A 21,686-nucleotide genomic window follows, 5' to 3' on the forward strand; every position below is an offset into this window, starting at 1 on the left:
TCCTGTGCTCTTTTCGTTTGTAATATTAAAACGTACTATATACATTTTCACATTCTGCCCCGGTCGGTTCATAAAAACAGTGCTTCTTGAATCGTCCTACGAGCGGCTGATTATACCAGGTTGGCGGACACGGTCCGGGATTTTCGAACGTTCCTGGACGGAAATACCATAAGGAGAATTTAGCTGGCCAATTCCGTTCCCCATTCACAGACCGTTGCGCCAGACGGCGTTCCCTATCTCTTGCGTTTTGATAGTACAAACCATGTTGCAACGCTTCGAACGCATGCGGCTGGTTGATCATTTGGGGAATTGTCCGGATTCCTTTAAAATCGGAGCAGTTCGCTCTTATTCGGTTAATACCAACATTTCCAACAAGAAGCATACCCATTTCGCCTTCGGTCTCAGCCTCAGCTCGAAGCAACCTTGCCAACATATCAATATCCTGTTTTCTGGCTTTTACGACCGCCATTGGCTCACCTCTTTAGAATGTATTTCTAGACTTATTATATTTTAGGTGAAGCGGATGTATTACTCTGGCAAAATAGAGAGAAATAATAAATAACACAGCCAGTTAACATAATTAAATGTCGAGAACTTATGCAGATCTTCCTCTCTTTGCATAGATTTCTTTAAGAACTTACCAGATCACGGTATAATTTCGGTAAACGATATAACTCTTGTCAATGGAAGCAGACTAAAAGGGGAAGATGGGATGGGAATGGAACCGAAATTGTTGCTTGTGGAGGACGAACCGGGCATGCTGGAGGAGATGCAGACGTATTTGCTACGTGAAGGGTTCCGGATATTGACCGCCAGTACCGGCAACGAAGCACTCATGGTTGCCCAGTCTGAACGGCCTGATCTCGTTGTGCTTGATTGGATGCTCCCCGGGAAAAGCGGGATCGACGTATGCCGCGAAATAAGGCAAACCTCACATTGCGGTATTATTATGGTCACAGCCCGGTCGGATGAATCGGATAAAATCGTCGGTCTGGAAATTGGCGCGGATGATTATTTGACGAAGCCGTTCAGCTTGCGCGAGCTCGCTTCGCGCATCCGTGCTTTACTTCGCCGCTTGAACGGACCTGAAGACAGGTCGATCTTCTTGGAAAGAGACAACTTGATCATTTCCGAGGCCAAATGTCAGGTATTCAAAGACGGTCAGGAAATACAATTAACACCAACCGAATTCAAAATTCTATTCACGCTGGCGGGTCGTCCCGGTATTGTCTTCAGCCGTTTACAATTGTTAATGGCAGCTCTGGAGGATGATTACATGGGATACGAGAGAACGATGGATTCCCATATCCGGAATCTTCGCCGCAAACTGGGAGACAATCCTACCAATCCTCGATATATTCAAACGGTATATGGCTTCGGTTACCGATTTGGTGAACATTCATGAAGATGACGGTCCGCATGAAAATATTTGCCTCTATGGGACTGCTGGTGCTCATTGTTAGTATTACTTTCTCTCTTACAACGCAAGTTTATACAAGCAGCTTGATGGATCAATTTCAAAAGGAACAAATCAATGCTAATTATTTGAGTGCCACGCCAGAAGAGCAAATCGAAATCTTTAAATCCTATTTTCTTGACAACATGCGGCTGGACACATTGCTTCAAGTCACGCACGGCGTACGATTGCTCTTTTTTGTTACGATCGGATTGTTGTTCAGTTTTTGGATATCAGGGGTGCTGACCTTCCCCCTCAAAAAGCTTATATCAGCCATAGAGCGCGTGGCCCAGGGCGACCTGAACGTCAAAGTACCTGTAGACTCAAAAGATGAATATGGTAAAGTTGCCCAAACGTTCAATGATATGACGTTTCGCCTGCGAGAAGCCGAAGAAGCCCGCAGACGATTGGTAGCCGATGTTGCTCACGAGCTTCGCACGCCGCTGTCCGTTATGCAGCTTAAACTGGAAAATTATCAGCAAGCCGGCCATCATGCCCCGCCAGAAATGCTGCTTCGGCTTCACGATGAGGTAATCCGGCTCAGCCAGCTTGTAGACGATCTTCATGTATTGTCCCTCGCCGAGGCAGGCCGGTTGTCGCTCGATCGCAAACCGCTCGACCTGACGGTACACCTAGAACAAATCGTAGACGACGTGAAATACGAAGCGGAAGAAAACGGACTGGACATTCGCCTTTTTACGATATCGAGGCCGGTAACCGTGATGGCCGATGCAAGACGGCTCACGCAGCTTTTCTTTAATTTGCTGACCAATGCGATTCGTTACACGCCGCGCGGAGGGAAGATTACTGTTGAAATCGAAGAACAGGTCGTTGATCGGAATGCGTACTTTGCCTGTGTCTCGGTGATCGATACCGGCATCGGAATACCTGCGGAAGAGCTGCCCCACCTTTTTGATCGATTTTACCGAGTAGACGAGGCACGTTCACGGTATACAGGAGGTACGGGGCTCGGTTTATCTATAGCCCATCATTTTGTAAAAGCCCACGGAGGTTTCATTCGCGTTGCGAGTCAGCCTGACAAAGGCACTAAATTTACCGTTTTTCTACCCATAACAAAAAGTTTCTAAACCATTACTGCGGATGGACCGATTATATTGACCGCGCAATTCGCTTTTTTTAAAAAAAGCAGAAGGCGGGATGCAATCTGTGACCCGCCTTCTGCTTATTTGTATGCAATCATAATATAATGAGCATCCGATGGATACGATACGGCCACGTCCCGAAATCCTTTTTGCAGGAAAGCCGCTTTCATATCATCGGAATTGATCCGATGTCCCAGCGGAGGACCTTGCTCCGTTTGCTTCTTCTCCCACTCGATACATACACATCTTCCTTCCGGCTTCAGTATACGCAGGATTTCATCCACCCCCTTGGATAACGGCTCCACTTCATGTAACACAAAGGATGCGATCACAAAGTCTACTGTCTCATTGTCCATGGGAATCTCTTCAATAACTCCCTGAATGAATTCAACATTCGTCAATTGTTCTTCTTGTACCCGATTCTTCAAAAAATCGAGCATCTGCGGTTCAACATCTAATGCGTATACCGTTCCCTTCGTCATTTTCGCTGCAGGCACAGTGAAATACCCTGTCCCTGCCCCTAAATCCAATACATCATTACTCGGACCCAGCATGGACTCTGTTAGTATTTTCTCAGGAGGCAGTGCTTTTCTGCGCTCAGGATTGTCAAGTCGTGCCATTTTCGAGGGGGCGAATCTGCGCTCTGACATAGTTCATCACTCCTCTTTTCTATTCGTGAGTACAATCGTATATTTTTCCTTCCCATTTTTAGTAAAACAATAGGATCAAGACTAATGCCAATAGAAAGACATCTACCAAACCTAAGCTTGCAAATGTAATCCACACCGATAACCTTGGCGATTGAAACGTCTCGTTATTAATTCCTCTCTGTTTATGCAAGTATTCCTTAGTCGCAATAGCCATAATAATGGCTCCCAAAACCACCGCTCCTACTCCAATGACAGCAGCAATCCAATGACCGATATTTTGCGGCGAGGTAGAGCGAAACACAACTCCTGCAGCTAAAAATCCCAAACCTACAATTGCAATACCCGTACGAACCCAAGCTAAAAAGGTTCTTTCATTGGCAAGATGCTGTTGAATATATTTAGAGTCAATCGTTTTCCTTTCTTCCATAGGCAGATGCCCCTTGTCGCATGATTTTCTTCTTATTTATCGTGAACGGCACAGCGGTTTAGGCCAATTTCCCCTTTTCCTTTTCATTTGGAGTGATTTTCCCATTAGGTTAAAATATCAACCCAGATTTTTACTACTGTGGCTACAATTAGAGCGGCCAATATCCATTGAAGAATTTTGGTATTGAGTTTTTTACTAATTTTTGCTCCGATCGGTGAAGCAATTGTACTGGCCACAACCATCACGATGGACGGGATTAAGAGCATATGGCCACCCATAAATTTCCCCGCCGTGGAACCGATAGAAGAAATAAAGGTTATAGCAAGCGAAGAGGCAATGGCCACCCGTGTCGGTATTTTCAAAATGACTAACATAACCGGAACCGTAATAAACGCTCCCGCCGCTCCGACGATTCCTGAAAGAATCCCGATAACGGCGGCCAATATGGCTGCAAGCGGCTTATTGAACTGCAGCTTTTTGTAATCAGCATCCTCATTGGCTTTCTTGGGCAGAAACATCATAATACCCGCAACAAGCGCAAGGATAGCATAAACAAGATTGATTACATGGTCAGGCAGAAATTTAGAACCGTACCCACCGACGAAACTTCCGACAACAATCGAAATGCCCATGGATAAAACTAACGATTTATTAATGTAACCGTCTTTGCGGTAAGCGAACATACCTGCTAATGTTGCGAAAAATACTTGAACTGCGCTGATTGCAGAAACCTCTTGAGCTGTGAAGGCTAGAAAGCCTATGGCCGGTGGGATATAGAGCAGCATCGGATACTTGATAATCGACCCGCCGATACCGACCATGCCTGAAATTAAAGAACCGACAAAACCAATGACGAACAGCGTGATAATCCAACCGATATCCATAACGACTCCTTTCTTGGTTCCACATATATTTTGTTCATTTTCCGGAACTCCAATATACCCTATGGGGTATAATTATGATTAAAAAAATTTTGGCTATCTTTTAAGGATAGTTTTTACCAAATTGTGAAGCTGGTCCTTCGATTTAAATCCTGTAAATGTACCCACCTCTTTTCCATGCTTAAAAAACTTAAGAGTTGGAATACTCATAACCTGATAGCTTCTGGCTGTCTTCGTATTTAAGTCAACGTTTACCTTCGCTATCGTGATCTCATCACCAAATTCTTCATCAAGTTCGTTTAATACAGGAGATAGCATTCGGCAAGGTCCACACCAGTCAGCATAAAAATCAACAATTACCAGCTTGTTGGGATCGAGAACAACTTGGTTGAAGTCTTGATCACGAACATTCAATATAGCCATAAATAACAGCATTCCTTTCAAATTTATCTTTTAAATACATATACCCGTAGTGGTATATTGATACTATAACTTATTTCGATTTCTGCGTCAACACTAACCGTCGGAGGCTTTCGGTTCTTCTAATCGAGAACGGCATTCATAAAAATAAGCAAGGGTACGCCTCTGTCCAGCTAAAACCGGAGGGTACCCTCATCATTTAAAATTTATATTCAGCTTTCCTTGGCGTCTTCTGATCCCAACTGCGATTCCAAATCGAAGGTTCTTTTACGGATATTTACGATGCGTTTGCGGTCAAAATAAGGTTGTCTTTAAAATGGCTTAACCACCATAAGCACCAATATGGCAATCATGAGCAGTTGTGCTATCGTCTCGATGGGTACGATTTTTTTGATCAGCTGTCCGAACTCGGCGGGTATTTCATTACCCTGGTTTTGACTTTCAGATATGATCTTTATGATCCTTTTCATACGCGGCTCGATCCATCCGTCAATCATGACGACCATGAGCAGGGATAAAAGGATGGATACATTGAGCCACATTTGGGATAACCCCATCTTGGTTAGGATCATAAGCCAAACTCCGGTTAAAATAAGTACGACTCCGCCAATTTTAGGCACTATGGCAAACCTGGTCGTTATATCAAAAGCAAAATGCAGCTGACCGGCGGTTCTAGCGAATCTTCGAATGATGGGCATCACGAAAGCGGGACCAATTATGGCGATCGAAGCCAATATATGCAAAACGAGCAGGAATCCAAACAAACCCATTTTCCCCCTTCTCCCTAGCGTTCCGTAATATGGCTTTGATAGGCTAGACCGACCCTTTTTCTTTTCAACGCTCCTCCGAGCTCAATATGGTCCAACATACATCTTGCGACATCGTCATAAGCAACATTCAGCTCTTGAAATCGGCTGAACAAGTGACCGGCTATATCTGCCTCGGAATATTCCTTGATTGTCTCTGGAATCGGAACGGGCAGGGTTTCCGTTGTTACATGTAGATGGACCGGATCTGGATGCTCTCTCGAATCAATCATAGTTCCCGGACACATAATGGACCAATCGAGCTGAGTCTGCTGCAGCCTTTCAAAATTCCGGTTGTGATTTCTATACTCAGGTGGGAAGCCAGGTAAATTGTTGCCGATAAGATCAGTATGTGGAATATCCAGCAGGCCGGCTCCTCCCATTATCCATACCCGCCCAGAGAAACTAGGCTGGACTTCACATTGGCTTATGATGTTATCAACGATCCGAACAAACTCTTCTCCCTGGCCCGCATGGCCAGCTGCAATAATAGCGGCGTCTTGATGCGCGAGCGCCTTACCGACGCTCACCGGGTCCATAATATTGTCTACGATCATCTTCACATGCCTTGCGGAATGCTCACCTAGTTGATCAAAAAGCTTCTCGGAATTTCGCACAAATGCGGTCATTTCATGCCCCATTTTTATCCCTTGTAGCAACACTCTTTTGCCTGTATTCCCTGTCGCTCCAAAAACAATAATTTTCATTGTTCTTTCCTCCTTTTTATGGACCCCTAATTTGGTTGACTCAAGCTTACCATCGCTTCAAAATTATGTTAAGAACCCACTTTAAAGTAGGGTACTTACTTAAAAGTAAGCATGGCAGAAAAGGCTCCATCGTTATAGGCGGAGGTCGGGAGGACAGGAATCATAGCAGGAGTGTGACATTAAGCTAAACAAAAGCTGCCCGGAATCCCGAGGCAGCTTTTGTTTGGAGTTGATTGAATTACAAGATTATTGAATCTGCTTTATGACGCTGGCTCTTCATATTTCCGCTTATTATGATTTTCTCCCCATACACACATGACTTCTGCTACAGGAATCAATGTTCTGCCGTATTCACTAAGGGAATATTCTACTTTTGGAGGGATAGCAGGGTAAACCGTTCTATCAACGATGCCTTCTCGTTCCAAATCTCGGAGATGTTGTGAAAGCATTTTTTGTGAAACATCAGGTATAAGCTTTTCCAGATCGTTGAATCTTTTTTTGGATTCAATCAAATGCCATAAAATCATCGGCTTCCATTTGCCGCCTAAAACATGAATGAGTGTCTCAACTGGACACTCACGCTGATGAATCATTGAAAAATCATCCCCTTACTTTTTAGTAAGTGCATTACCTGAATTTAACATAACAAAATTTTACAATAGCTCTACAATCAAGTCAATCATTGAAACCATCAGCTTCGAAATAAGCGTTCGCTGTCATTATAGGGAAACAATGCCGGTCAGCCGGCGCGGCGGGAGCGGGAGCGGGCCAGAGTTAACCCAGCGAGGACCATGCCTGTCAGCCCCATCACAATAGCAATGATAGCCCCAGCTCGCCCGGCGCCGGTACCGAAATCCCCAGTGAATATGGTCAGATGCACCCCAGCATAGGCTAAGACGATCAGCCCCAACCCCATGGATACGATGGCCCCGTTTCGCCCACCATTGCCGATCCGACGGACGGAGCGGCCCAGAGACAGCCCGCCGATGACCGTGCTGATCAGCCCCGCAACCGCGTCCATCGTAGCCCAGAGTCGTCCGGGGGTTAATCCGTATCCGACATTACCGCTGGTCACTTCAGCCGAAGCTACAGTTGGAACAAGTAGCAAAGCACAAAGTATTACGAATGAAACTAGCTTCATTTTCATTTGATTACTCCTCTTTGTTGTTTTTTTCCTCCGGCTCGGCTTGAGAGCCCCGCCTTGACCATTTTTGCATTCACGCATTGCTGGATAAATCCCCCACCATTAGCTCCGAGTTTCAACAGCTCTTTCTCAATCGATATCGCATACAATCTGCAGTTTATTCCTTTGTTTTCAAAAATACGGTTCCCCGAACCCGATCCTCCGGATTAATTGTTCTTCTTATTCATCACGGCTACCTCTCTCCTTTCACATCCACTTTACACAACAAATGTCAAGAACTTATGCAGATCTTCCGCTCTTTGTGTGAATTTATTTAAGAACCTACCTGATCACGGTATAATTTTCGGTAGGTGGTATGTACTCGCTTTGGAGGCAAACTAAAAAAAACCGCACTATTTATGCGGCTTTTAATGGGATAATGTAGGGTCATTGTGCGGTCAATATAATCGGGCCATCCGCAGTAATGGCGATCGTATGCTCGTACTGTGCGGAAAGCGAGCCGTCAGCAGTTCTGGCGGTCCATCCGTCGGCATCAATCGTCATTAACGCTTTTCCGGCATTTAGCATCGGCTCGATCGTAAAAACCATTCCTTCATTCAAGCGGAACCCCTTGCCCGGCTTCCCGACGTGAGGATAATTAGGTTCCTCGTGCATCTCCCTTCCTACGCCATGACCGAGCAGATCGAGCACCACCGAGAATCCGTTTCGCTCGGCATGGGTTTGAACCGCATGCATGACATCGCCGATCCGGTTTCCGACGACAGCTTTTTCGATTCCAAGATATAAGCATTCCTTCGTTACCCGCATCAGATTACGGGCTTCTTCCGACACCTCGCCGACCGCATAACACCAAGCTGAATCGCCGATCCAGCCATCGGCCTCCGCAACGATGTCGATTGTGACGATGTCGCCTTCCTTGAGCGGCTTCCGATTCGGAAACCCATGAGCAATGACGTCGTTGACAGACGCACATGTCGCAAACGGATAACCGTTGTAGCCGATCGTATAAGCCTTAGCGCCATTCTCCTTCAGGTACTTCACCGCGAACAACTCGATATCGAGCGTCGTGATACCCGGCCGGATCATCCCTGCAATTGCTTGATGAAAAGCAGCGACAATTCGGCCGGCTTTTCTCATTTCTTCTATTTCTGCTCTCGATTTCAGAATGACCATTCCATTCATCTCCCCTTTGACTGTATGCCTGAAAAAATCATTTCGACGATCCCTTCCACATCCATCTCGTTTTGCATATTGTGGTGGATGTTCAATGCGGTGCAGCCAACAAGCGAGCCAAATATCAGATTAGCTGTTTTCTCCGGTGATTTGGAATCGATTCCTTCACGAATCATTTCCACAAACGGCAAATAGATCCGTTCCTGAAAATCAGCAAACAGCTTGATGAACCGGTTTCCCGGGAATTGATGAAAATTATCCGCTACTGTTTTAAGCAAAATAAATACGGAAGGATCCTGGATGCACTTCTGCAGAAGCAGTCTGGAGAACGATTCAGCTTTAAGCGAACTGCCGCCGTCTCCCGTCATAGCGGGCAGTACTGCCGACTCCGTTCGATTCAGGGCGTCCCACAATAAATCTTCCAAAAGCATGTGCTTATTTTTATAGTAATGATACACGGTTCCATAGCCGAGCTCTGCCTTGACCGCAACATCACGAATTTCCAATTGAATACCCTTCTCCAAATATACTTCCGCAGCCGCTTGCATAATTTGGTTCATGCGCATCTCCCGGATCGCGTCATTCTGTTCTTTGGTACGTGGTGACATGGCTCCTCCTTTTTTAGACCTGCGGTAATGTCAATGTAAATTAATATACACCAATTGGAAGTAAGGATCAAGTACTACGATTCACCCTTTTTTTCGGGTAAAGCTTTATCCGGAAAAGGAAAAGAGTCACAAAAAAACGCGAGACAATTTATGTCTCACGTTTCCCTTTTTCTTCTTTTAAAAAAAGCAACTTTATTTATTGGAAAGCTCGCTTTCAGTAACCCATTTATGGTTTTTAACTGGCGGATTTTTTCATAAAAACCCCCGGTTAATCTTGACTGGCAATTGCTTCACGTAATTCCGTAATTGAAATCCGCTTGACAAATTTGGAGAACTTCTCTTTATTTTTCCCATTTATTTGAAAATACGTGATGACCCTCTGAACAATATTCATCATTTGTTCCGTATTTACCCCAGTTACGAACAATTCTGCAAAGATAGGCTTTAATGATTTAGGTTCTCCGCCGATGTAAATATCGAATTCATCTCGCATTTTCACAACTCCGATATCTTTCAACAAGGGTTCGCTCGTACCGAGTGCACAACCAGCATAACCGACTTTCAGTGGCGACGGTGTTGTTATCCCCGCGATGGCTTGGTTTAACTTTTGAGCAATATCAAGTCCGGCATCTTCAGCGCCGCGGCAAAAATTACAGGTGATAAGGCTTTTCGTTACATATCCTACTGGATAGATTTCTAACCCTGTTTTCGTGAGCTCCCCCTTTACTTCCTCCAAGCGCTCCTCTTCGATTTCCACATATAATTGCTTGAAATTTGTAAGTTCAATTTTAGCATTGTCCCCAATAATCGACCCGAGTAACGCCAGTTGCTCAGGTTTAAAGAGGGTCCCTCCAACTTCAAAACCTGGTGTAACCGCAAACTTCATCATCCCCATACGATCCTCTCCCAATAAAAAATTTCAGTTTGACTCTCTGCAAACGAAGAGCCAAGGTAACATCCGCAGCCTCCGTAGCATTGTTCACAAACAATTTACCCCACGGGGGTATATTTTAATCGAAAAAAATATGTGTTTGCACCCATGGAATTATCCTCTTGAAAACATAATACTATACCCCCCTTGGATATTCAAGTGATAAATGACCTCAATTAAAAAAGAGGCCCATAGCGGCCCCATTTTTATATTGGATATAAGCTGAGAATCAGCTTCGTATTGTTTCATAATTCGAACTTTATTGGACAATATTGGGTAGTCAAAGCTAACTTTCCGCCCTGTAGTACTCGTACGTTTTCCAACGCGAATGAGAAGATACCGGCTTTTGATCCGGCCACGGCAGAGCCGTTACCCAGGTATCGGAGCCGGATAATACTCGGCGCCATATTTCTTCGATGGTTCCGTACGTTAGCGGAGGAATGGGCTCGGGGTCTCCGGCCTTGTTTAATGAACAAACCGCGGCACAAAGACGGTCTAAACAAGCATTCATAATGCTTTCTCCCAGCTTAGGCGTTGCTTCATCCGCATCGTCACCTAGTGCCATCTTCCCTCCGCACCCCGGTACATTCTCCCATACCCTGGCCTCCATATCCACGAGATCTGGACGAAGGTACATTTGCTGAGATAGCTCGTATTTTCCCGCATGATCTCCTGTATACAATCCGTCCACGAGCTCTGGGTCGCTTCGGACCCATACGGTAACCGGAACGTACTCCATAAAGACAGCAGCCGCTTGGCGCAAATCCGCTTGATTGCCTCCGCTATGTCCTGAAACGACGACAATGGTCCGAAATCCCGCGTTAACGAAGGACCTAAGCTGGTACAGAAAAAAATGAATCATCACCCCTGGGGGGATGCCGGTTAGGAGAGGATCATTTTCCCCTACTTCCTCCTCCAGCCATCTGGCATGGTAACCTGTTTCATGAATGTGATAGCCCATGGAGGGAGCAACAATCCCTCCTGTACGACGAGCCGCTTCGATACACAGCCATTCCGCTTTAAACGTATCGAGTCCAAAGGCACTGACCTGCCCATGCGGCTCGCAAATCCCAAGCGGCAGATAAACCGTCGGGCACGCTGCCAGCCTAGCTCTGAATTCATGCGGCAGCAGCTCGGACCATAATATTTTAGGCCCAATATTTGGTTTCATAAAAGTTCCTCACCCATCGATAGTGACGGCGAATGTCTTCAAATACATCTTCCGGCAAAGGCGGTTTGCCGGCGGCTGCAATGTTCTCATCGGCATACTTCATCACATGCATCGAGCTGATTGCCGTCGTCACTCCCGGATGCTGGAGAACAAACCGGATAGCCAGCTCCGCTAAACTATCGGCATATCGGGGGATGAATGCCTCCTTCAAGCGGTTCACTCGCTCTATATAGATAGAACGGGGCAAATAATCAAAGTAGGATTTGCGGAAATCCCCTTCTTCAAATGGAGTGTCTTCTTGCAAAAAGCCCGTCAATCCCCCTTCGTCCAGAATACAGCGAGCGATGACGGCAACCTGGTTCTCCGCGCAAAATGGAACCAGGCAATCCAGAGGAAGAGGGTCGAATAGATGAAATACCGTCTGTACCGAATCAATCTTTCCGCTCTGTACGAGAGATAATCCAAGGTCATGACGCTGATCCGGAAGCGAAATCCCGATGCCTCGGATTTTCCCCTCCTGCTTTAGCTGGAGCAGCTCCTCCATCCAATAATCCACGCGATCCCATTGGGGCCAATATTGGTGAAGCTGCATTACATCTATCGTCTCCACACCGAGCAGCTTAAGCGAGATTTCCGTGCTTTCTCTAAGCCAGCCCTTGGGGTAGGCTGTCTCAATAGGAATCGGCTGACCCCATCCTAGATTGCCGGGACCTCGGGACTGGATTTTCGAAGCAATGAACGGCTTCTCACCTGTCCACTCTCTCAGAGCCAGCCCGAGAATTCTTTCCGATTCCCCGTAATTACGGGCCGTATCAATAAAGTTGACGCCTTGCTCCAGGCAGTTCAAGACAGACCGGATCAGCTCTTTTTCTCCATATTGCCCAAAAACGCCTCCCAGGCCCATCGCTCCAAAGCCTAAACGCGAAACGGGTGTTTCCAGCTTCCCGAAGGGATTCTTTTGTATCATATGGCTCCTCCTGACCATTAAATGGTTGGTGATTCTTGATAATTTAATCCCTAAAAGGGTTGAAATCCGGGGGACAAAGGCGAACGCTTCACCAGATTGCTCTCGCTTGCTCCATCTGCTTTTTCACAGAGCTTTTAAAGCTGAATGAATACTTTGTCATTCTCGATCTTGACCGGATACGTCTTAAGGTCAATACACACCGGCGCTCGTTTGGCTGCGCCGGTTATTATATCGAAACGACCGTTGTGCTTCGGGCATTCAATAATACTTCCCATAACGAGCCCGTTGGAAAGATGAATTTTCTCATGGGTGCAGTACCCGTCGGTTGCAAAATATTCGCCTTTGTCGGTCCGATATACGGCAAAAGTGCGGTCGTCATGGTCAAATCTCATGACATCTTCCATTTCAATATCCTCAACATGGCAGACTTCCAACCATTCAGTTACCGTCATGCTGGCTTCACTCCTTTGTTTATGATGCTCATTAACGTTAAAAATGTGGTGAAAAAGTCCGCTGCGGCGTCCATTTGATCCTCCAGTCGCTGTTGAAATCGGATTCTTTGGATTGTTTTCTCGTTTACTATGGAGAGAATCCGTTCTCAAAGGCGAACGCTTACACTTTTACAGATTCAAATGGCCCCTCCGCTCTTTATTCACCACGCTTTTAAGCTCTCGATAATTGCAATTCGAGATCCAATTCATTGGGAATCCCATACATGTAGGGTCTTGCAGTGCTTGGCAGCGGCTTGACAACCACATAGGCCGGATTCTGCTTTTGCTTGCGCAGCGCTGTTATGACCTCTACCAAAGCCGCCCAAAGACTGGTTCGCGCGGCAGGGCAGTCCGCCTTCATCTCCTCGTGCAGCTTCGGAAGCGCATGATAGGGAACCATCGGGAACATATGGTGTTCCGTATGGTAGTTCATGTTCCAGTACAAGAACCTAAATACCGGATTCATGTAAATCGTACGGGTATTCAGACGATGGTCCAGGACGTCTTCGTATAAGCCGAGATGCTGGGTAATGCCGAAGGTAATGACGATGACACCGCCGTAGAACGAGGGCAGGAATACAAACATGGCCGGTAGCAGGCTTCCCGTATTGAGACAAGCGCCCATAACCCCCAGAATGATCAACATGTATACACGAGCTTCCCAGAACGTCTTGTTATACTGGGATTCAGGAATATATTCCTTCTCTTGCGCCTCCAGTTTGCCGAGAGTATGCAGTAGAAACCGCTTGATTTCTATGGGACCGCCATATAAATGAAATACCTGCAGCAGCAGCTGCTTCCAAATCGGCGGTCTCTCTGTAATGATTTCCGGGTCGCGTCCTACGATAATGGTATCCGTATGATGCCGGGCATGGCTCCAGCGCCATGGAGTAGCCGAGCGAAGCACCATAAACGAAGCGATTTGATATAGCAACTCATTCATCCATGGCGTTTTGAATGCCGTGCCGTGCCCGCATTCATGCCATCTGGAATCGCCTGGTGTAGCATATAAAATTCCATACGCCAGAAAGGCAGGCACCGCCCACCAGGTCCCCCAGGAAAGAAAAGCCAGGTAGCCCAGTACTACAAGTCCGCCGAACCATATGATCGTATCCCGTATGGCAGGACCGTCCTTTCGCTTCATCAATTCCTTCATTTTTTGACGGGGAATCGGGCTGGTGTACCATTCGGCAGCAACCAGTCCCCGTTCCTGCGCACGTTTGCCCTCCGGTCCTATGATGCTGTAATCCCTTCTCTTGGTCTGTACTTCCATCTCAAATCTCCTTCCAATCGGTTAACTGGATAACGGATAAGCACGCTTCTCTGCACGCTTATCCACCAATCAAACGTTCAAGGGTTGGTTTAGACGCCCAGTCGCTTCAGCTTGCCGTCCAGAAACTGCTTAGCCCGGGGAATGTCGGACTCATCAAGATGCTCAATGATAATCGGAATATTCGGGTGCAGCTTCGCCAAGCGGGCTAAGTACAGATCGTAGTTCAGTATGCCCAGTCCTGGCGCTGGAAGCTCAACGGCTCCCGCTCCACGGAACGTATGGGATTCGGCCGCGTCGATATTGGCGTGCTTCTCACCTGTATCCTCTGCCGGCTTACAGTCCTTGGCGTGGGCAATCTTGATTCTGTCGCCCAATGCATTGAAGATACGGTGAATCTCATCGTCCACATGATGAATATTCGTGTCTGTAAAATAGTTGGTCGGGTCCATCAGCAAGCCGAGCCCCGGATGATTCACATCGGAGAACAGCCGGGTCAGCTGATCAACCGAACCAACGATATTATTGACATAGTTCTCAACCAGGAACACCGAACCATGCTCATATGCGAATTTTGCCAAATCTTCAATCTGCCTGCATATCTCTTCATAAGCTTCCTCTGTTCCGTTCTTCGGGTCCCAGACCCAGTCGCTCTCCTGGTTATATGTCCCGGTTTCGCTGATGACATACGGGGTACCCAGATCACGGGCATAGCGCAAAAGATTTTTTAACCCTGCAATGTTCTGTTCCCGAATATCCGGGTTAGGATGAACAATATTGGTGTATCCCGAGATAGCCACGATCGGCAGGTTAGCTTCGCGGAACGCATGCTGAATAAATTGGGCCTTGCTCTTATCCAAGGTATGAGCGGATACATCCAAATCTTTGAAGGAGAGATCCAGTTGAACACAGGAAAAGCCGTCCTTTTGAATGCGTGAAATCGTTTCCGCCAATGTATACGGATAGTATCCATTAAAAATACCTACTGAAATCATGAACCATCGCCTCCTAAAAAGTTAATTGAATCGACTTGCCACTTCCTCAAACAAAATGGTGCGCCCTTCGGCAATCGATTGGTAGCATGCATCCACGGCGGACATCGTCAGCAGGTTGTCCCTGCCGCTAATCTCGGGTTCGCTGTCCGTCTCAACCGCACGAAGCAGTTGAGCCATTGTTCCTTGAAATGCATCCGGGAACCATACCTCATCCCAGGTTGGACGTTGCCACCCAATCGGCGATTTTTTGGTCGTATATTCGATCGTACTGGGTGTCCGCTCCGGGTAGGAGGGCCATCCAATCGTCCCTTGTGCCAGACCCTCCAGTCCAACGACTCTCCATTTGATGTACATGTCTTTCTCGGTGCCTTCGCCAGGCCATGCCCAGACATCGTCAAGACTTGTCGCCAGCAGCTCGTTCGCGTACTGGAACGAATATTGGGAAATACCGTCAATATGCGGGAAGGCCGTTCGCGGGTCCCGCCTTGCGACAGCCGTGATTTTCAACGGGTTGCCGAACAAGTATCGGAATGTATCGATATGGTGGATGCCCATGTTCAAAATTTCGACGTTCTCGTATTGATGCAAAAAATCCTGCCAGTGGGGAATCGCACGCATTTCGATCGTGGCCAAGACGGGTAGTCCCAGGTCTCCCCGGTCCAGAAGCGCCTTGAGGGCACGGATCGATTGATCGTAACGCATATTCGAATTAACACCTAATTTGATGCCCGCCTCTTCACAAAGTTTGACGATTTCGAAGGCTTCGCTTGAATTCATGGCCAACGGCTTTTGACACAAAATACCTTTGATGTGCTTCTGCTTTACGGCTTTTTTTACCACCTCCAGCTGCTTATCCGGCGGAATGGCAATGTCCAAAATCTCGATCTCTGGATCACTTATGAGCTCTTCCCACGTTGCATACACCTTCCCGATTCCCCGCTGCTCCGCCACCGCTTTGGCATTTGCAAATGTCCTTGAGGCTATGGCTACTGGAGTAAATCCCGCATCCCGGTAGGCGACTAGGTGACAGTCCCTCATAATAAACCCGGAACCGATACAGCCGATTCTGAAATCTTTCCGCTTCGGCAGCTGCGGTCGAATCGATAAACCCAAATCCATTGAATTCAAGTTGATTCCTCCTTATAGTGAAAAGTGCATAACGAAACCGTCAGCCCAGCGCTTCAGTCCACATGGAAGTCTCAAAATGGAACACTTCTCCCGGCATGAGGCCTCTGGCTCCTGTCCGTTCATGTTCATAAGGCAAATTAAATGCGTCGGTAACATACGTATAAGGCTCCAAAGAATAAGCCGAAGACCAGTCCGGACGGAACAGCACCAGATAAGGGAACTCCGGACCGAGACGAAAGCGGATGGAATACGCGCTATCCGGTATGTCGATTCGGCAGACGGCCCCTCCTTCCTTAAGGGTAATCAGCGAGCAGCCCAGCTCGGAATACTCGGAAATCGAAACGCCCTCGTTAAGACTCCGGCTGAACTCGGTCTGTGAAGGCAGGCCCCTGACCATTGCCTGGGAAGTGACGGGCCATTCCTCCAAGGCGGGAGCATGGAGAATGATTTCTTTTCCACGCTGGAACGGTAGGGAAAAATATGGATGAAGCCCGAATGCAAAAGGCGACTCTTCCTCTCCGTCGTTTACTATGGTGCCTTCCAAATAAAGCCGTCCCTCCAATAACCGGAAAGTTGCCGTAAAGGTTAAGGAATGAGGGAAATAAGCCATGAGGTCCGGATGGGAGGCATAGCTAAAACGGCTTGTTACATAAGCTCCGCCCTCGCTCGATACCCCCTCTTCCACGACCTCCCAGGCCCGTTTACACAGCTCCCCATGCAGATGAAAATCCGGAGGCTCGTTAATAGGCAAGCGGTATTCCCTTCCCCGGTAGCCGAACCTTCCCTTATGTACACGATTGGGGGGAAACAAGATAGGCATGCCGTACTGGAAGGGTGCATACGCTTCCTTTTGTAACATCTGCAAAAGGGCCGGCGGCTCGATAACCGGATGACCGCCGCTTTCAAAGCGGATTAGATTGTTCCCGATGCCGGGAATGATCTCAGCTATGGAGCCGGTTGCGGGTTCCCTGAGAACAACGATATCCATTCCCTCTCTGGCCATCCATTCCACCGATGCCGAATCACTTGTCAATGCACATCCCTCCTTTGGTAACGCTTTCTAGAAATCATTATAGGAAAAGTCCTCTCCCTTGTATTTAGCAAAAAGCAACATTTAAGTTGCCGAAATCACTTTTTTGAAAATTTGGATAACGCCTCGTTAAAACATACAGGTTAACCAGGTCAGCCCTACAGGATTAGAGCCGAAAGTAAGCTGTTGACTTCTTATCTTTCCGGGTTGCTAGAATCATTATTTTTTGATTACAATGAATCTATTGAATTGGTGAGGAGTGATCGGTGTGGAACGTGCTCCGCATGAAGATCAGGAATACTTCGCTTTGAGTCCTGAGGAGACGATACTCAGGCTGTTTAACTATTACTTTCCTCCCTATATTACGTTAGCCAGCCGCTTCGATTTTTTGCATGGGGAGGAAGAGTTGTACAGAAACCGGCGCTTGAAGCAATATTTATTGGAATATGTAGAGGATGGAAGCGCAGATTTCATGCTCGGAGAAAAGCCTATGCCGGTAAAACAAGGAGATCTCTTTCTGATTCGGCCCGATCATCCCCACACGATCCATGGGAAAGCCGGAAGTCCTTACAAGTGCATTAGCATCTTGTTTCATTTCGGACAAAGCAAGAACTTTCCGCTATCCGATTTGCTTCCGAAAGAGACGTATCTCGGCACGATTCGCGGCCTGCCGCTTGAAGACCAGCTGCATCAGCTAGTCCACAATTATCAGGACCCCCATTGGGTCAATCAGTTGAGGTGCCAGCATATCTTGATCGGCATTCTGCTGCAGCTGCTGACATCTGCGGCGCCGTTCGCCTTGAATCAAACCCGTTCAGGAGCAAGGGTCGAATTGGCTAGGCGTTACTTGGAGCAGCATTATGCGGAGAATATTACTTTGGAGCAGCTGGAGTCTGTCTCTGAATTAAGCCGCAATTATTTGCTGAGCAAATTCAAACAGTTCTACAATCTGTCACCCATGAAATATTTGAGATGGATTCGCATCCAACGGGCCAAAGAGCTCGCGGCCAACACCAGTCTCTCGGTCAATGAAATCGCCATTCGGGTAGGCTATGCCGATGTGCACACATTCGGCAGGATGTTCAAGGCCGAGACTGGTATGAGCCTGACGCAGTTCAGCTCCAGTATTAAATAAATAAAATCGGAAGGAACTCCCTACGATTGCAGCAGCATGACATAGAAATAGCCTTCACTGCTGTAACCCGGCCCCCGCGGCGTGGCCACCGGACTGAACAGCTGCACTTGGTACAGTCCGCTGCCTTTGCTTAAAGAAAGCGCCATACGGAACGTGCCGTCATTAACACCCACAAGATCCTGCGAAGTAAAGGGAACGAAGCCATGACCATCTTCAAACTTGGCGACAGTAAACGCAAAGCTCGAAGTCGTGTTCCCGGTGAGCGTCAGATTTGACGCATTGGTCTTAATATACCCCTCTTCGCTTTGATCTAGCTTGAAGCCAGGGATGTTGACACTTAGCGGAACCGCTTTGTAGTTGGTCTGTACGGGGTACGAAGCTGAATACAGGATGCGGTTGCCCTGAACCAGCTCTGCATGGATACCGTTATTTCCCAAATGCAGTCGAATTGGCGCTTCCATCCAGGAGACTCTCTCTCCCTTGTCCCCTGTCTTCTGCATTGCCGAGATGAGATTGCCGAAGATGCCGTCATTATCCAGCTTTAGAGCCATTCCTCCGTTCAATGAAAAGTCCCAAGGAGGCTCCGTCGCAGCCGCCCTAACGGTTAGCTTGTCGCTGTCCTCCTGAGTGGGGAAGCCATAATCCTTGACATCGTAACTCGTATACCGAATCCATAGATTCCGGGTATTCTGGTTCCATTTTCCGATGTAACCAAACATACGTTCCAGATCGATGCTATACAAATAAATTTCTCCATCCTTCATCTTCGGCGGGAAGATCAGCTCGTAAGTTTCCATAGCCTGCCCGCCCCAATACGTGTCCGCCTGTTTGCTCCCCGGCTGAATGGAGAAGGAATAGAGCCCGTCACTAAGCCGAATGCTCTTGCCGCCTGTATCCTGGAATTTTGTAAATCCAAATTTGTCTGCGAAAAAATCGAGCTTCATATAAGGCAGACCGTCCTCCCCGAACCCCACCTTTTCCTCTTCATAAAACTGTCCCTCTTCCCTGAAATCAAAGGTAAGGTTCACATCCTTTACCGTGCGGAGAACAAGGTCCGCTCCCGCTTCCCGCCAAGCTTCCCGCGTTCCCTCCCCAGCATGGGGCTTCGATTGAAACCGGATCGTCCGTTCCGCTTCGCTCCACGTTACCGTGCCGAAGACATCAAGATCGTTCAGGACGATTGCCGTCCGTCCGTCGATGTTGAAGGAACGAAGTGGTGTATCTCCATAATAGGCCTGAATGTCGGTGTACAGCACATCCTTCAGGTACGTTCCGATCGGTAGACCATCAGGATCTTTTCGAGACGCCGATTCTGCCGTAGCCTGCTCCCCCGCAGCCTTAGGCTCAATCCGCAGCGTCCTCGCACGTGGCGACCACGCCACATCAAAGCCGATTTCCCGCAAATCCTCGGCCGCTATAGCCGTTTCTCCCGCGATATTCATGGAAGGCACTAGCTTTCCGTTCACATAGGCGGCGATATCGGTGGAGACCACCTCGCCTGCCCGATCCCCAATAGAGCTGGCCTCCGCCGTACACCGGTCTTCCAACATGAAGAAGCAGCAAGCTAAAAGCATCCCGCCAACCCATCGATTTCTCATGATCTTTGCCTCCATCTCGTCATTCATTCTAAGACTTTAGACTATGACGAATAGGATAAAGTTGCATTATTTCCCATAAGTAATGGGAAATAGTGTTCAATTCTCATCAGCTTTCTCATAACAAATTACCACAGACTGGAATTGCCCTACCCCGTTTGCTCATCAAATAATAAATAGGAGCGGTTAAATTCCCGCTCCTAGGTACTACAAATGCCTACTTGGCAATATTCACATTTTGAAATTTATTTTTGAAAGAAAAAATCATTTCAATCAATACTACCAAAATTAAGGAAATGCCAAATAGCGGCATAATACAACCTAAGATCACCATGAAAATAATAAATCCAATCGATAGCTTACTCGATAGGTTCGGCGGAGCCGACACGGAATTTTTCTTTTTCCGGGTTAGCCACGTTTTAAAGCCCCAGAACATGACAAGCAGGAATGAAAGACAAACAATCAGATTGATTACTTTATTGAGCCAGCCAAATAAGTGACCTTCATGCAGTGGGATTCCCCACGTAAACCATTTTGCTAGAATGCCATAATCTTGATAGCCTACTTTTGAAATCAATTTGCCACTATACTGATCAAAATAGGTTGTTACTTCATCATACGGGCTAACGTCTAAGCCGGTTACTCCCGTATTACTTCCTTTAGAAACGGTATAAACGCCTTTTTCACCTTTTGGGTAAATAATGGAGTATGGCTTGGAAATATTTGCTTTCTCCGCCTCGTTCATCAACTGTTGGACCGTGATCATTCCGCTTGGTTTGGACATATTGTCCATTTGAGCCATACCGTTATGTTCGGCATGAGAACCTTCGCTGGATGCCGGCGGCTCATTTTTACGAGTAGCCCAAGGTATTTCGCTCATATCTGAAGTGGGCGGATTTTGTTTTAATGCTGGAATTCCGATAGACGGATGCTTTTGAGCTGCTGAATATATAAAATCGCCCATAAAGGCAGACCAAGGTAACCCGGTAAAAATAATGATAACCATTGGAAAGGTAATGATTGTACCTAATAGCGCATGCCATTTCAGATTTTTTTGCCGTTTGGTTGGATTCGGCTCCTTCTTTAATGCCCTTCCCTTGAATGTCATGTAAATACCGGAAAGCAGCAGGAAGATTGCCCAACATGCGGCCAATTCAACTAAGTAGTTGACAAGAGTTCCTCCCACGAAGAGTGAACTATGGACCTCTCTCATTACATTGGAAAACGTATATTTCGGATTTTGGCTGCCGACAATTTGATAGTTGGAATCTAAAAATACATATTTTTGATCGCCATCTTTATTTGTCATCGTTAAACGTGTATTGTACGGATCCTCTAACGCAATAATTTTTGAAACCGAATAATCCTTGAATGTTTGCTGTGCCTTTTCAATACCTTGATCAATCGTCAATTGTTCTATTTGGGTGCTTTTGTTAAAAAATTCATTCTTGTACATATTATTTTCTACATTTGTGTAAAACAAATACCCAATACCGCTTAATGTTAGTGTAATAAGAAGTGGCGTCATAAATAATGCTGCATAAAAATGCCACCGCCAAAAACGATTATAATTATTTTTCTCCATCATCCATTTCCCT

24 protein-coding genes are annotated in these 21,686 nt (G+C 46.9%); 3 read left to right on the top strand and 21 right to left on the bottom strand.

Annotation, left to right across the window (positions count from 1 at the left end; translation table 11 throughout):
• Positions 1–25 precede the first annotated feature (25 nt).
• Complete coding sequence (locus CF651_RS27770) at positions 26–469, bottom strand: cell wall hydrolase (RefSeq protein ID WP_094018114.1); 444 nt, start codon at positions 467–469, stop codon at positions 26–28.
• A 249-nt stretch (positions 470–718) separates the two neighbouring features.
• Here CF651_RS27770 and CF651_RS27775 point away from each other — a divergent pair, with 249 nt between their 5' ends.
• On the top strand, positions 719–1,405 hold the full coding sequence (locus tag CF651_RS27775) for a response regulator transcription factor (RefSeq protein ID WP_094018178.1): 687 nt from the start codon (positions 719–721) through the stop codon (positions 1,403–1,405).
• The gene (locus tag CF651_RS27780; RefSeq protein ID WP_094018115.1) at positions 1,402–2,544 is read left to right on the top strand and encodes a sensor histidine kinase; all 1,143 of its coding nucleotides are present in this window, start codon (positions 1,402–1,404) and stop codon (positions 2,542–2,544) included. The genes CF651_RS27775 and CF651_RS27780 overlap by 4 nt, the downstream gene beginning before the upstream one ends.
• A 95-nt stretch (positions 2,545–2,639) precedes the next feature.
• On the opposite strand, the gene CF651_RS27785 is transcribed toward CF651_RS27780, so the two are convergent.
• The 18 genes from CF651_RS27785 to CF651_RS27870 all read right to left on the bottom strand — a co-directional run bounded on the left by CF651_RS27785 (position 2,640) and on the right by CF651_RS27870 (position 17,361).
• Positions 2,640–3,209 (bottom strand): class I SAM-dependent methyltransferase, encoded by a 570-nt coding sequence (locus CF651_RS27785; RefSeq protein WP_094018116.1) that lies wholly within the window; start codon positions 3,207–3,209, stop codon positions 2,640–2,642.
• Between the two features lie 58 nt (positions 3,210–3,267).
• Positions 3,268–3,636, bottom strand: coding sequence for a YidH family protein (locus CF651_RS27790; RefSeq protein ID WP_094018117.1), 369 nt, complete (start codon positions 3,634–3,636; stop codon positions 3,268–3,270).
• 104 nt (positions 3,637–3,740) lie between these two features.
• Entirely contained in the window at positions 3,741–4,520 is a 780-nt protein-coding gene (locus CF651_RS27795) for a sulfite exporter TauE/SafE family protein (protein ID WP_094018118.1), read from the bottom strand.
• Between the two features lie 93 nt (positions 4,521–4,613).
• Positions 4,614–4,940, bottom strand: a complete 327-nt coding sequence (trxA, locus tag CF651_RS27800; protein WP_094018119.1) for a thioredoxin — start codon at positions 4,938–4,940, stop codon at positions 4,614–4,616.
• Positions 4,941–5,248: 308 nt separating this feature from the next.
• Complete coding sequence (locus tag CF651_RS27805) at positions 5,249–5,707, bottom strand: DUF2269 family protein (protein WP_094018120.1); 459 nt, start codon at positions 5,705–5,707, stop codon at positions 5,249–5,251.
• A gap of 14 nt (positions 5,708–5,721) precedes the next feature.
• Positions 5,722–6,450 carry an NAD(P)-dependent oxidoreductase gene (locus CF651_RS27810; protein ID WP_094018121.1) on the bottom strand — a complete coding sequence of 243 codons (729 nt, stop codon included), beginning with the start codon at positions 6,448–6,450 and terminating at the stop codon, positions 5,722–5,724.
• A 260-nt stretch (positions 6,451–6,710) separates the two neighbouring features.
• Complete coding sequence (locus CF651_RS27815) at positions 6,711–7,043, bottom strand: winged helix-turn-helix transcriptional regulator (protein ID WP_094018122.1); 333 nt, start codon at positions 7,041–7,043, stop codon at positions 6,711–6,713.
• A gap of 146 nt (positions 7,044–7,189) precedes the next feature.
• The gene (locus CF651_RS27820; RefSeq protein ID WP_094018123.1) at positions 7,190–7,597 is read right to left on the bottom strand and encodes a DUF6223 family protein; all 408 of its coding nucleotides are present in this window, start codon (positions 7,595–7,597) and stop codon (positions 7,190–7,192) included.
• Between the two features lie 423 nt (positions 7,598–8,020).
• On the bottom strand, positions 8,021–8,767 hold the full coding sequence (gene map / locus CF651_RS27825) for a type I methionyl aminopeptidase (RefSeq protein ID WP_094018124.1): 747 nt from the start codon (positions 8,765–8,767) through the stop codon (positions 8,021–8,023).
• A 5-nt stretch (positions 8,768–8,772) separates the two neighbouring features.
• A complete protein-coding gene (locus CF651_RS27830) occupies positions 8,773–9,375 on the bottom strand; it encodes a TetR/AcrR family transcriptional regulator (RefSeq protein WP_094018125.1) in 603 nt (200 codons plus the stop codon).
• Positions 9,376–9,643: 268 nt separating this feature from the next.
• The gene (locus CF651_RS27835; RefSeq protein WP_094018126.1) at positions 9,644–10,270 is read right to left on the bottom strand and encodes a nitrite reductase; all 627 of its coding nucleotides are present in this window, start codon (positions 10,268–10,270) and stop codon (positions 9,644–9,646) included.
• 322 nt (positions 10,271–10,592) lie between these two features.
• Positions 10,593–11,477 carry a creatininase family protein gene (locus CF651_RS27840; protein WP_094018127.1) on the bottom strand — a complete coding sequence of 295 codons (885 nt, stop codon included), beginning with the start codon at positions 11,475–11,477 and terminating at the stop codon, positions 10,593–10,595.
• Positions 11,455–12,444, bottom strand: a complete 990-nt coding sequence (locus CF651_RS27845; RefSeq protein ID WP_245856183.1) for an aldo/keto reductase — start codon at positions 12,442–12,444, stop codon at positions 11,455–11,457. Before CF651_RS27845 ends, CF651_RS27840 begins: the two co-directional genes overlap by 23 nt.
• 134 nt (positions 12,445–12,578) lie before the next feature.
• On the bottom strand, positions 12,579–12,896 hold the full coding sequence (locus CF651_RS27850) for a MocE family 2Fe-2S type ferredoxin (protein ID WP_094018128.1): 318 nt from the start codon (positions 12,894–12,896) through the stop codon (positions 12,579–12,581).
• Positions 12,897–13,107: 211 nt separating this feature from the next.
• The gene (locus tag CF651_RS27855) at positions 13,108–14,208 is read right to left on the bottom strand and encodes a fatty acid desaturase family protein (RefSeq protein ID WP_094018129.1); all 1,101 of its coding nucleotides are present in this window, start codon (positions 14,206–14,208) and stop codon (positions 13,108–13,110) included.
• An 89-nt stretch (positions 14,209–14,297) separates the two neighbouring features.
• The gene (locus CF651_RS27860; protein ID WP_094018130.1) at positions 14,298–15,200 is read right to left on the bottom strand and encodes a sugar phosphate isomerase/epimerase family protein; all 903 of its coding nucleotides are present in this window, start codon (positions 15,198–15,200) and stop codon (positions 14,298–14,300) included.
• A 21-nt stretch (positions 15,201–15,221) separates the two neighbouring features.
• On the bottom strand, positions 15,222–16,319 hold the full coding sequence (locus CF651_RS27865) for a Gfo/Idh/MocA family protein (RefSeq protein WP_179233029.1): 1,098 nt from the start codon (positions 16,317–16,319) through the stop codon (positions 15,222–15,224).
• 49 nt (positions 16,320–16,368) lie between these two features.
• Entirely contained in the window at positions 16,369–17,361 is a 993-nt protein-coding gene (locus CF651_RS27870; RefSeq protein WP_245856184.1) for an aldose 1-epimerase, read from the bottom strand.
• A gap of 265 nt (positions 17,362–17,626) precedes the next feature.
• Between CF651_RS27870 and CF651_RS27875 the strand changes: the two genes are divergently transcribed.
• Positions 17,627–18,493: a helix-turn-helix domain-containing protein gene (locus CF651_RS27875; RefSeq protein ID WP_179233022.1), complete on the top strand. Its 867-nt coding sequence runs from the start codon at positions 17,627–17,629 to the stop codon at positions 18,491–18,493.
• Positions 18,494–18,513: 20 nt separating this feature from the next.
• On the opposite strand, the gene CF651_RS27880 is transcribed toward CF651_RS27875, so the two are convergent.
• Together CF651_RS27880 and CF651_RS27885 are read right to left on the bottom strand one after the other, a co-directional pair.
• Positions 18,514–20,091, bottom strand: a complete 1,578-nt coding sequence (locus CF651_RS27880; RefSeq protein WP_094018133.1) for a stalk domain-containing protein — start codon at positions 20,089–20,091, stop codon at positions 18,514–18,516.
• 214 nt (positions 20,092–20,305) lie between these two features.
• On the bottom strand, positions 20,306–21,676 hold the full coding sequence (locus CF651_RS27885) for a PepSY-associated TM helix domain-containing protein (RefSeq protein WP_425436344.1): 1,371 nt from the start codon (positions 21,674–21,676) through the stop codon (positions 20,306–20,308).
• Positions 21,677–21,686: the final 10 nt, after the last annotated feature.

Source organism: Paenibacillus rigui, from assembly GCF_002234615.1.
GTDB classification, from domain to species: Bacteria; Bacillota; Bacilli; order Paenibacillales; family NBRC-103111; genus Paenibacillus_S; species Paenibacillus_S rigui.

Excerpts from the sequence above, each read along its gene's own strand:
- CF651_RS27885 (WP_425436344.1), bottom strand. The coding sequence starts at position 21,676 with ATGATGGAGAAAAATAATTATAATCGTTTTTGGCGGTGGCATTTTTAT.
- CF651_RS27840 (WP_094018127.1), bottom strand. The coding sequence starts at position 11,477 with ATGAAACCAAATATTGGGCCTAAAATATTATGGTCCGAGCTGCTGCCG.
- CF651_RS27850 (WP_094018128.1), bottom strand. The coding sequence starts at position 12,896 with ATGACGGTAACTGAATGGTTGGAAGTCTGCCATGTTGAGGATATTGAA.
- CF651_RS27835 (WP_094018126.1), bottom strand. The coding sequence starts at position 10,270 with ATGGGGATGATGAAGTTTGCGGTTACACCAGGTTTTGAAGTTGGAGGG.
- CF651_RS27845 (WP_245856183.1), bottom strand. The coding sequence starts at position 12,444 with ATGATACAAAAGAATCCCTTCGGGAAGCTGGAAACACCCGTTTCGCGT.
- CF651_RS27795 (WP_094018118.1), bottom strand. The coding sequence starts at position 4,520 with ATGGATATCGGTTGGATTATCACGCTGTTCGTCATTGGTTTTGTCGGT.
- CF651_RS27880 (WP_094018133.1), bottom strand. The coding sequence starts at position 20,091 with ATGAGAAATCGATGGGTTGGCGGGATGCTTTTAGCTTGCTGCTTCTTC.
- CF651_RS27860 (WP_094018130.1), bottom strand. The coding sequence starts at position 15,200 with ATGATTTCAGTAGGTATTTTTAATGGATACTATCCGTATACATTGGCG.
- CF651_RS27855 (WP_094018129.1), bottom strand. The coding sequence starts at position 14,208 with ATGGAAGTACAGACCAAGAGAAGGGATTACAGCATCATAGGACCGGAG.
- CF651_RS27815 (WP_094018122.1), bottom strand. The coding sequence starts at position 7,043 with ATGATTCATCAGCGTGAGTGTCCAGTTGAGACACTCATTCATGTTTTA.
- CF651_RS27785 (WP_094018116.1), bottom strand. The coding sequence starts at position 3,209 with ATGTCAGAGCGCAGATTCGCCCCCTCGAAAATGGCACGACTTGACAAT.
- trxA (WP_094018119.1), bottom strand. The coding sequence starts at position 4,940 with ATGGCTATATTGAATGTTCGTGATCAAGACTTCAACCAAGTTGTTCTC.
- CF651_RS27810 (WP_094018121.1), bottom strand. The coding sequence starts at position 6,450 with ATGAAAATTATTGTTTTTGGAGCGACAGGGAATACAGGCAAAAGAGTG.
- CF651_RS27865 (WP_179233029.1), bottom strand. The coding sequence starts at position 16,319 with ATGGATTTGGGTTTATCGATTCGACCGCAGCTGCCGAAGCGGAAAGAT.
- CF651_RS27780 (WP_094018115.1), top strand. The coding sequence starts at position 1,402 with ATGAAGATGACGGTCCGCATGAAAATATTTGCCTCTATGGGACTGCTG.
- CF651_RS27770 (WP_094018114.1), bottom strand. The coding sequence starts at position 469 with ATGGCGGTCGTAAAAGCCAGAAAACAGGATATTGATATGTTGGCAAGG.
- CF651_RS27830 (WP_094018125.1), bottom strand. The coding sequence starts at position 9,375 with ATGTCACCACGTACCAAAGAACAGAATGACGCGATCCGGGAGATGCGC.
- CF651_RS27805 (WP_094018120.1), bottom strand. The coding sequence starts at position 5,707 with ATGGGTTTGTTTGGATTCCTGCTCGTTTTGCATATATTGGCTTCGATC.
- CF651_RS27820 (WP_094018123.1), bottom strand. The coding sequence starts at position 7,597 with ATGAAAATGAAGCTAGTTTCATTCGTAATACTTTGTGCTTTGCTACTT.
- CF651_RS27790 (WP_094018117.1), bottom strand. The coding sequence starts at position 3,636 with ATGGAAGAAAGGAAAACGATTGACTCTAAATATATTCAACAGCATCTT.
- map (WP_094018124.1), bottom strand. The coding sequence starts at position 8,767 with ATGGTCATTCTGAAATCGAGAGCAGAAATAGAAGAAATGAGAAAAGCC.
- CF651_RS27775 (WP_094018178.1), top strand. The coding sequence starts at position 719 with ATGGAACCGAAATTGTTGCTTGTGGAGGACGAACCGGGCATGCTGGAG.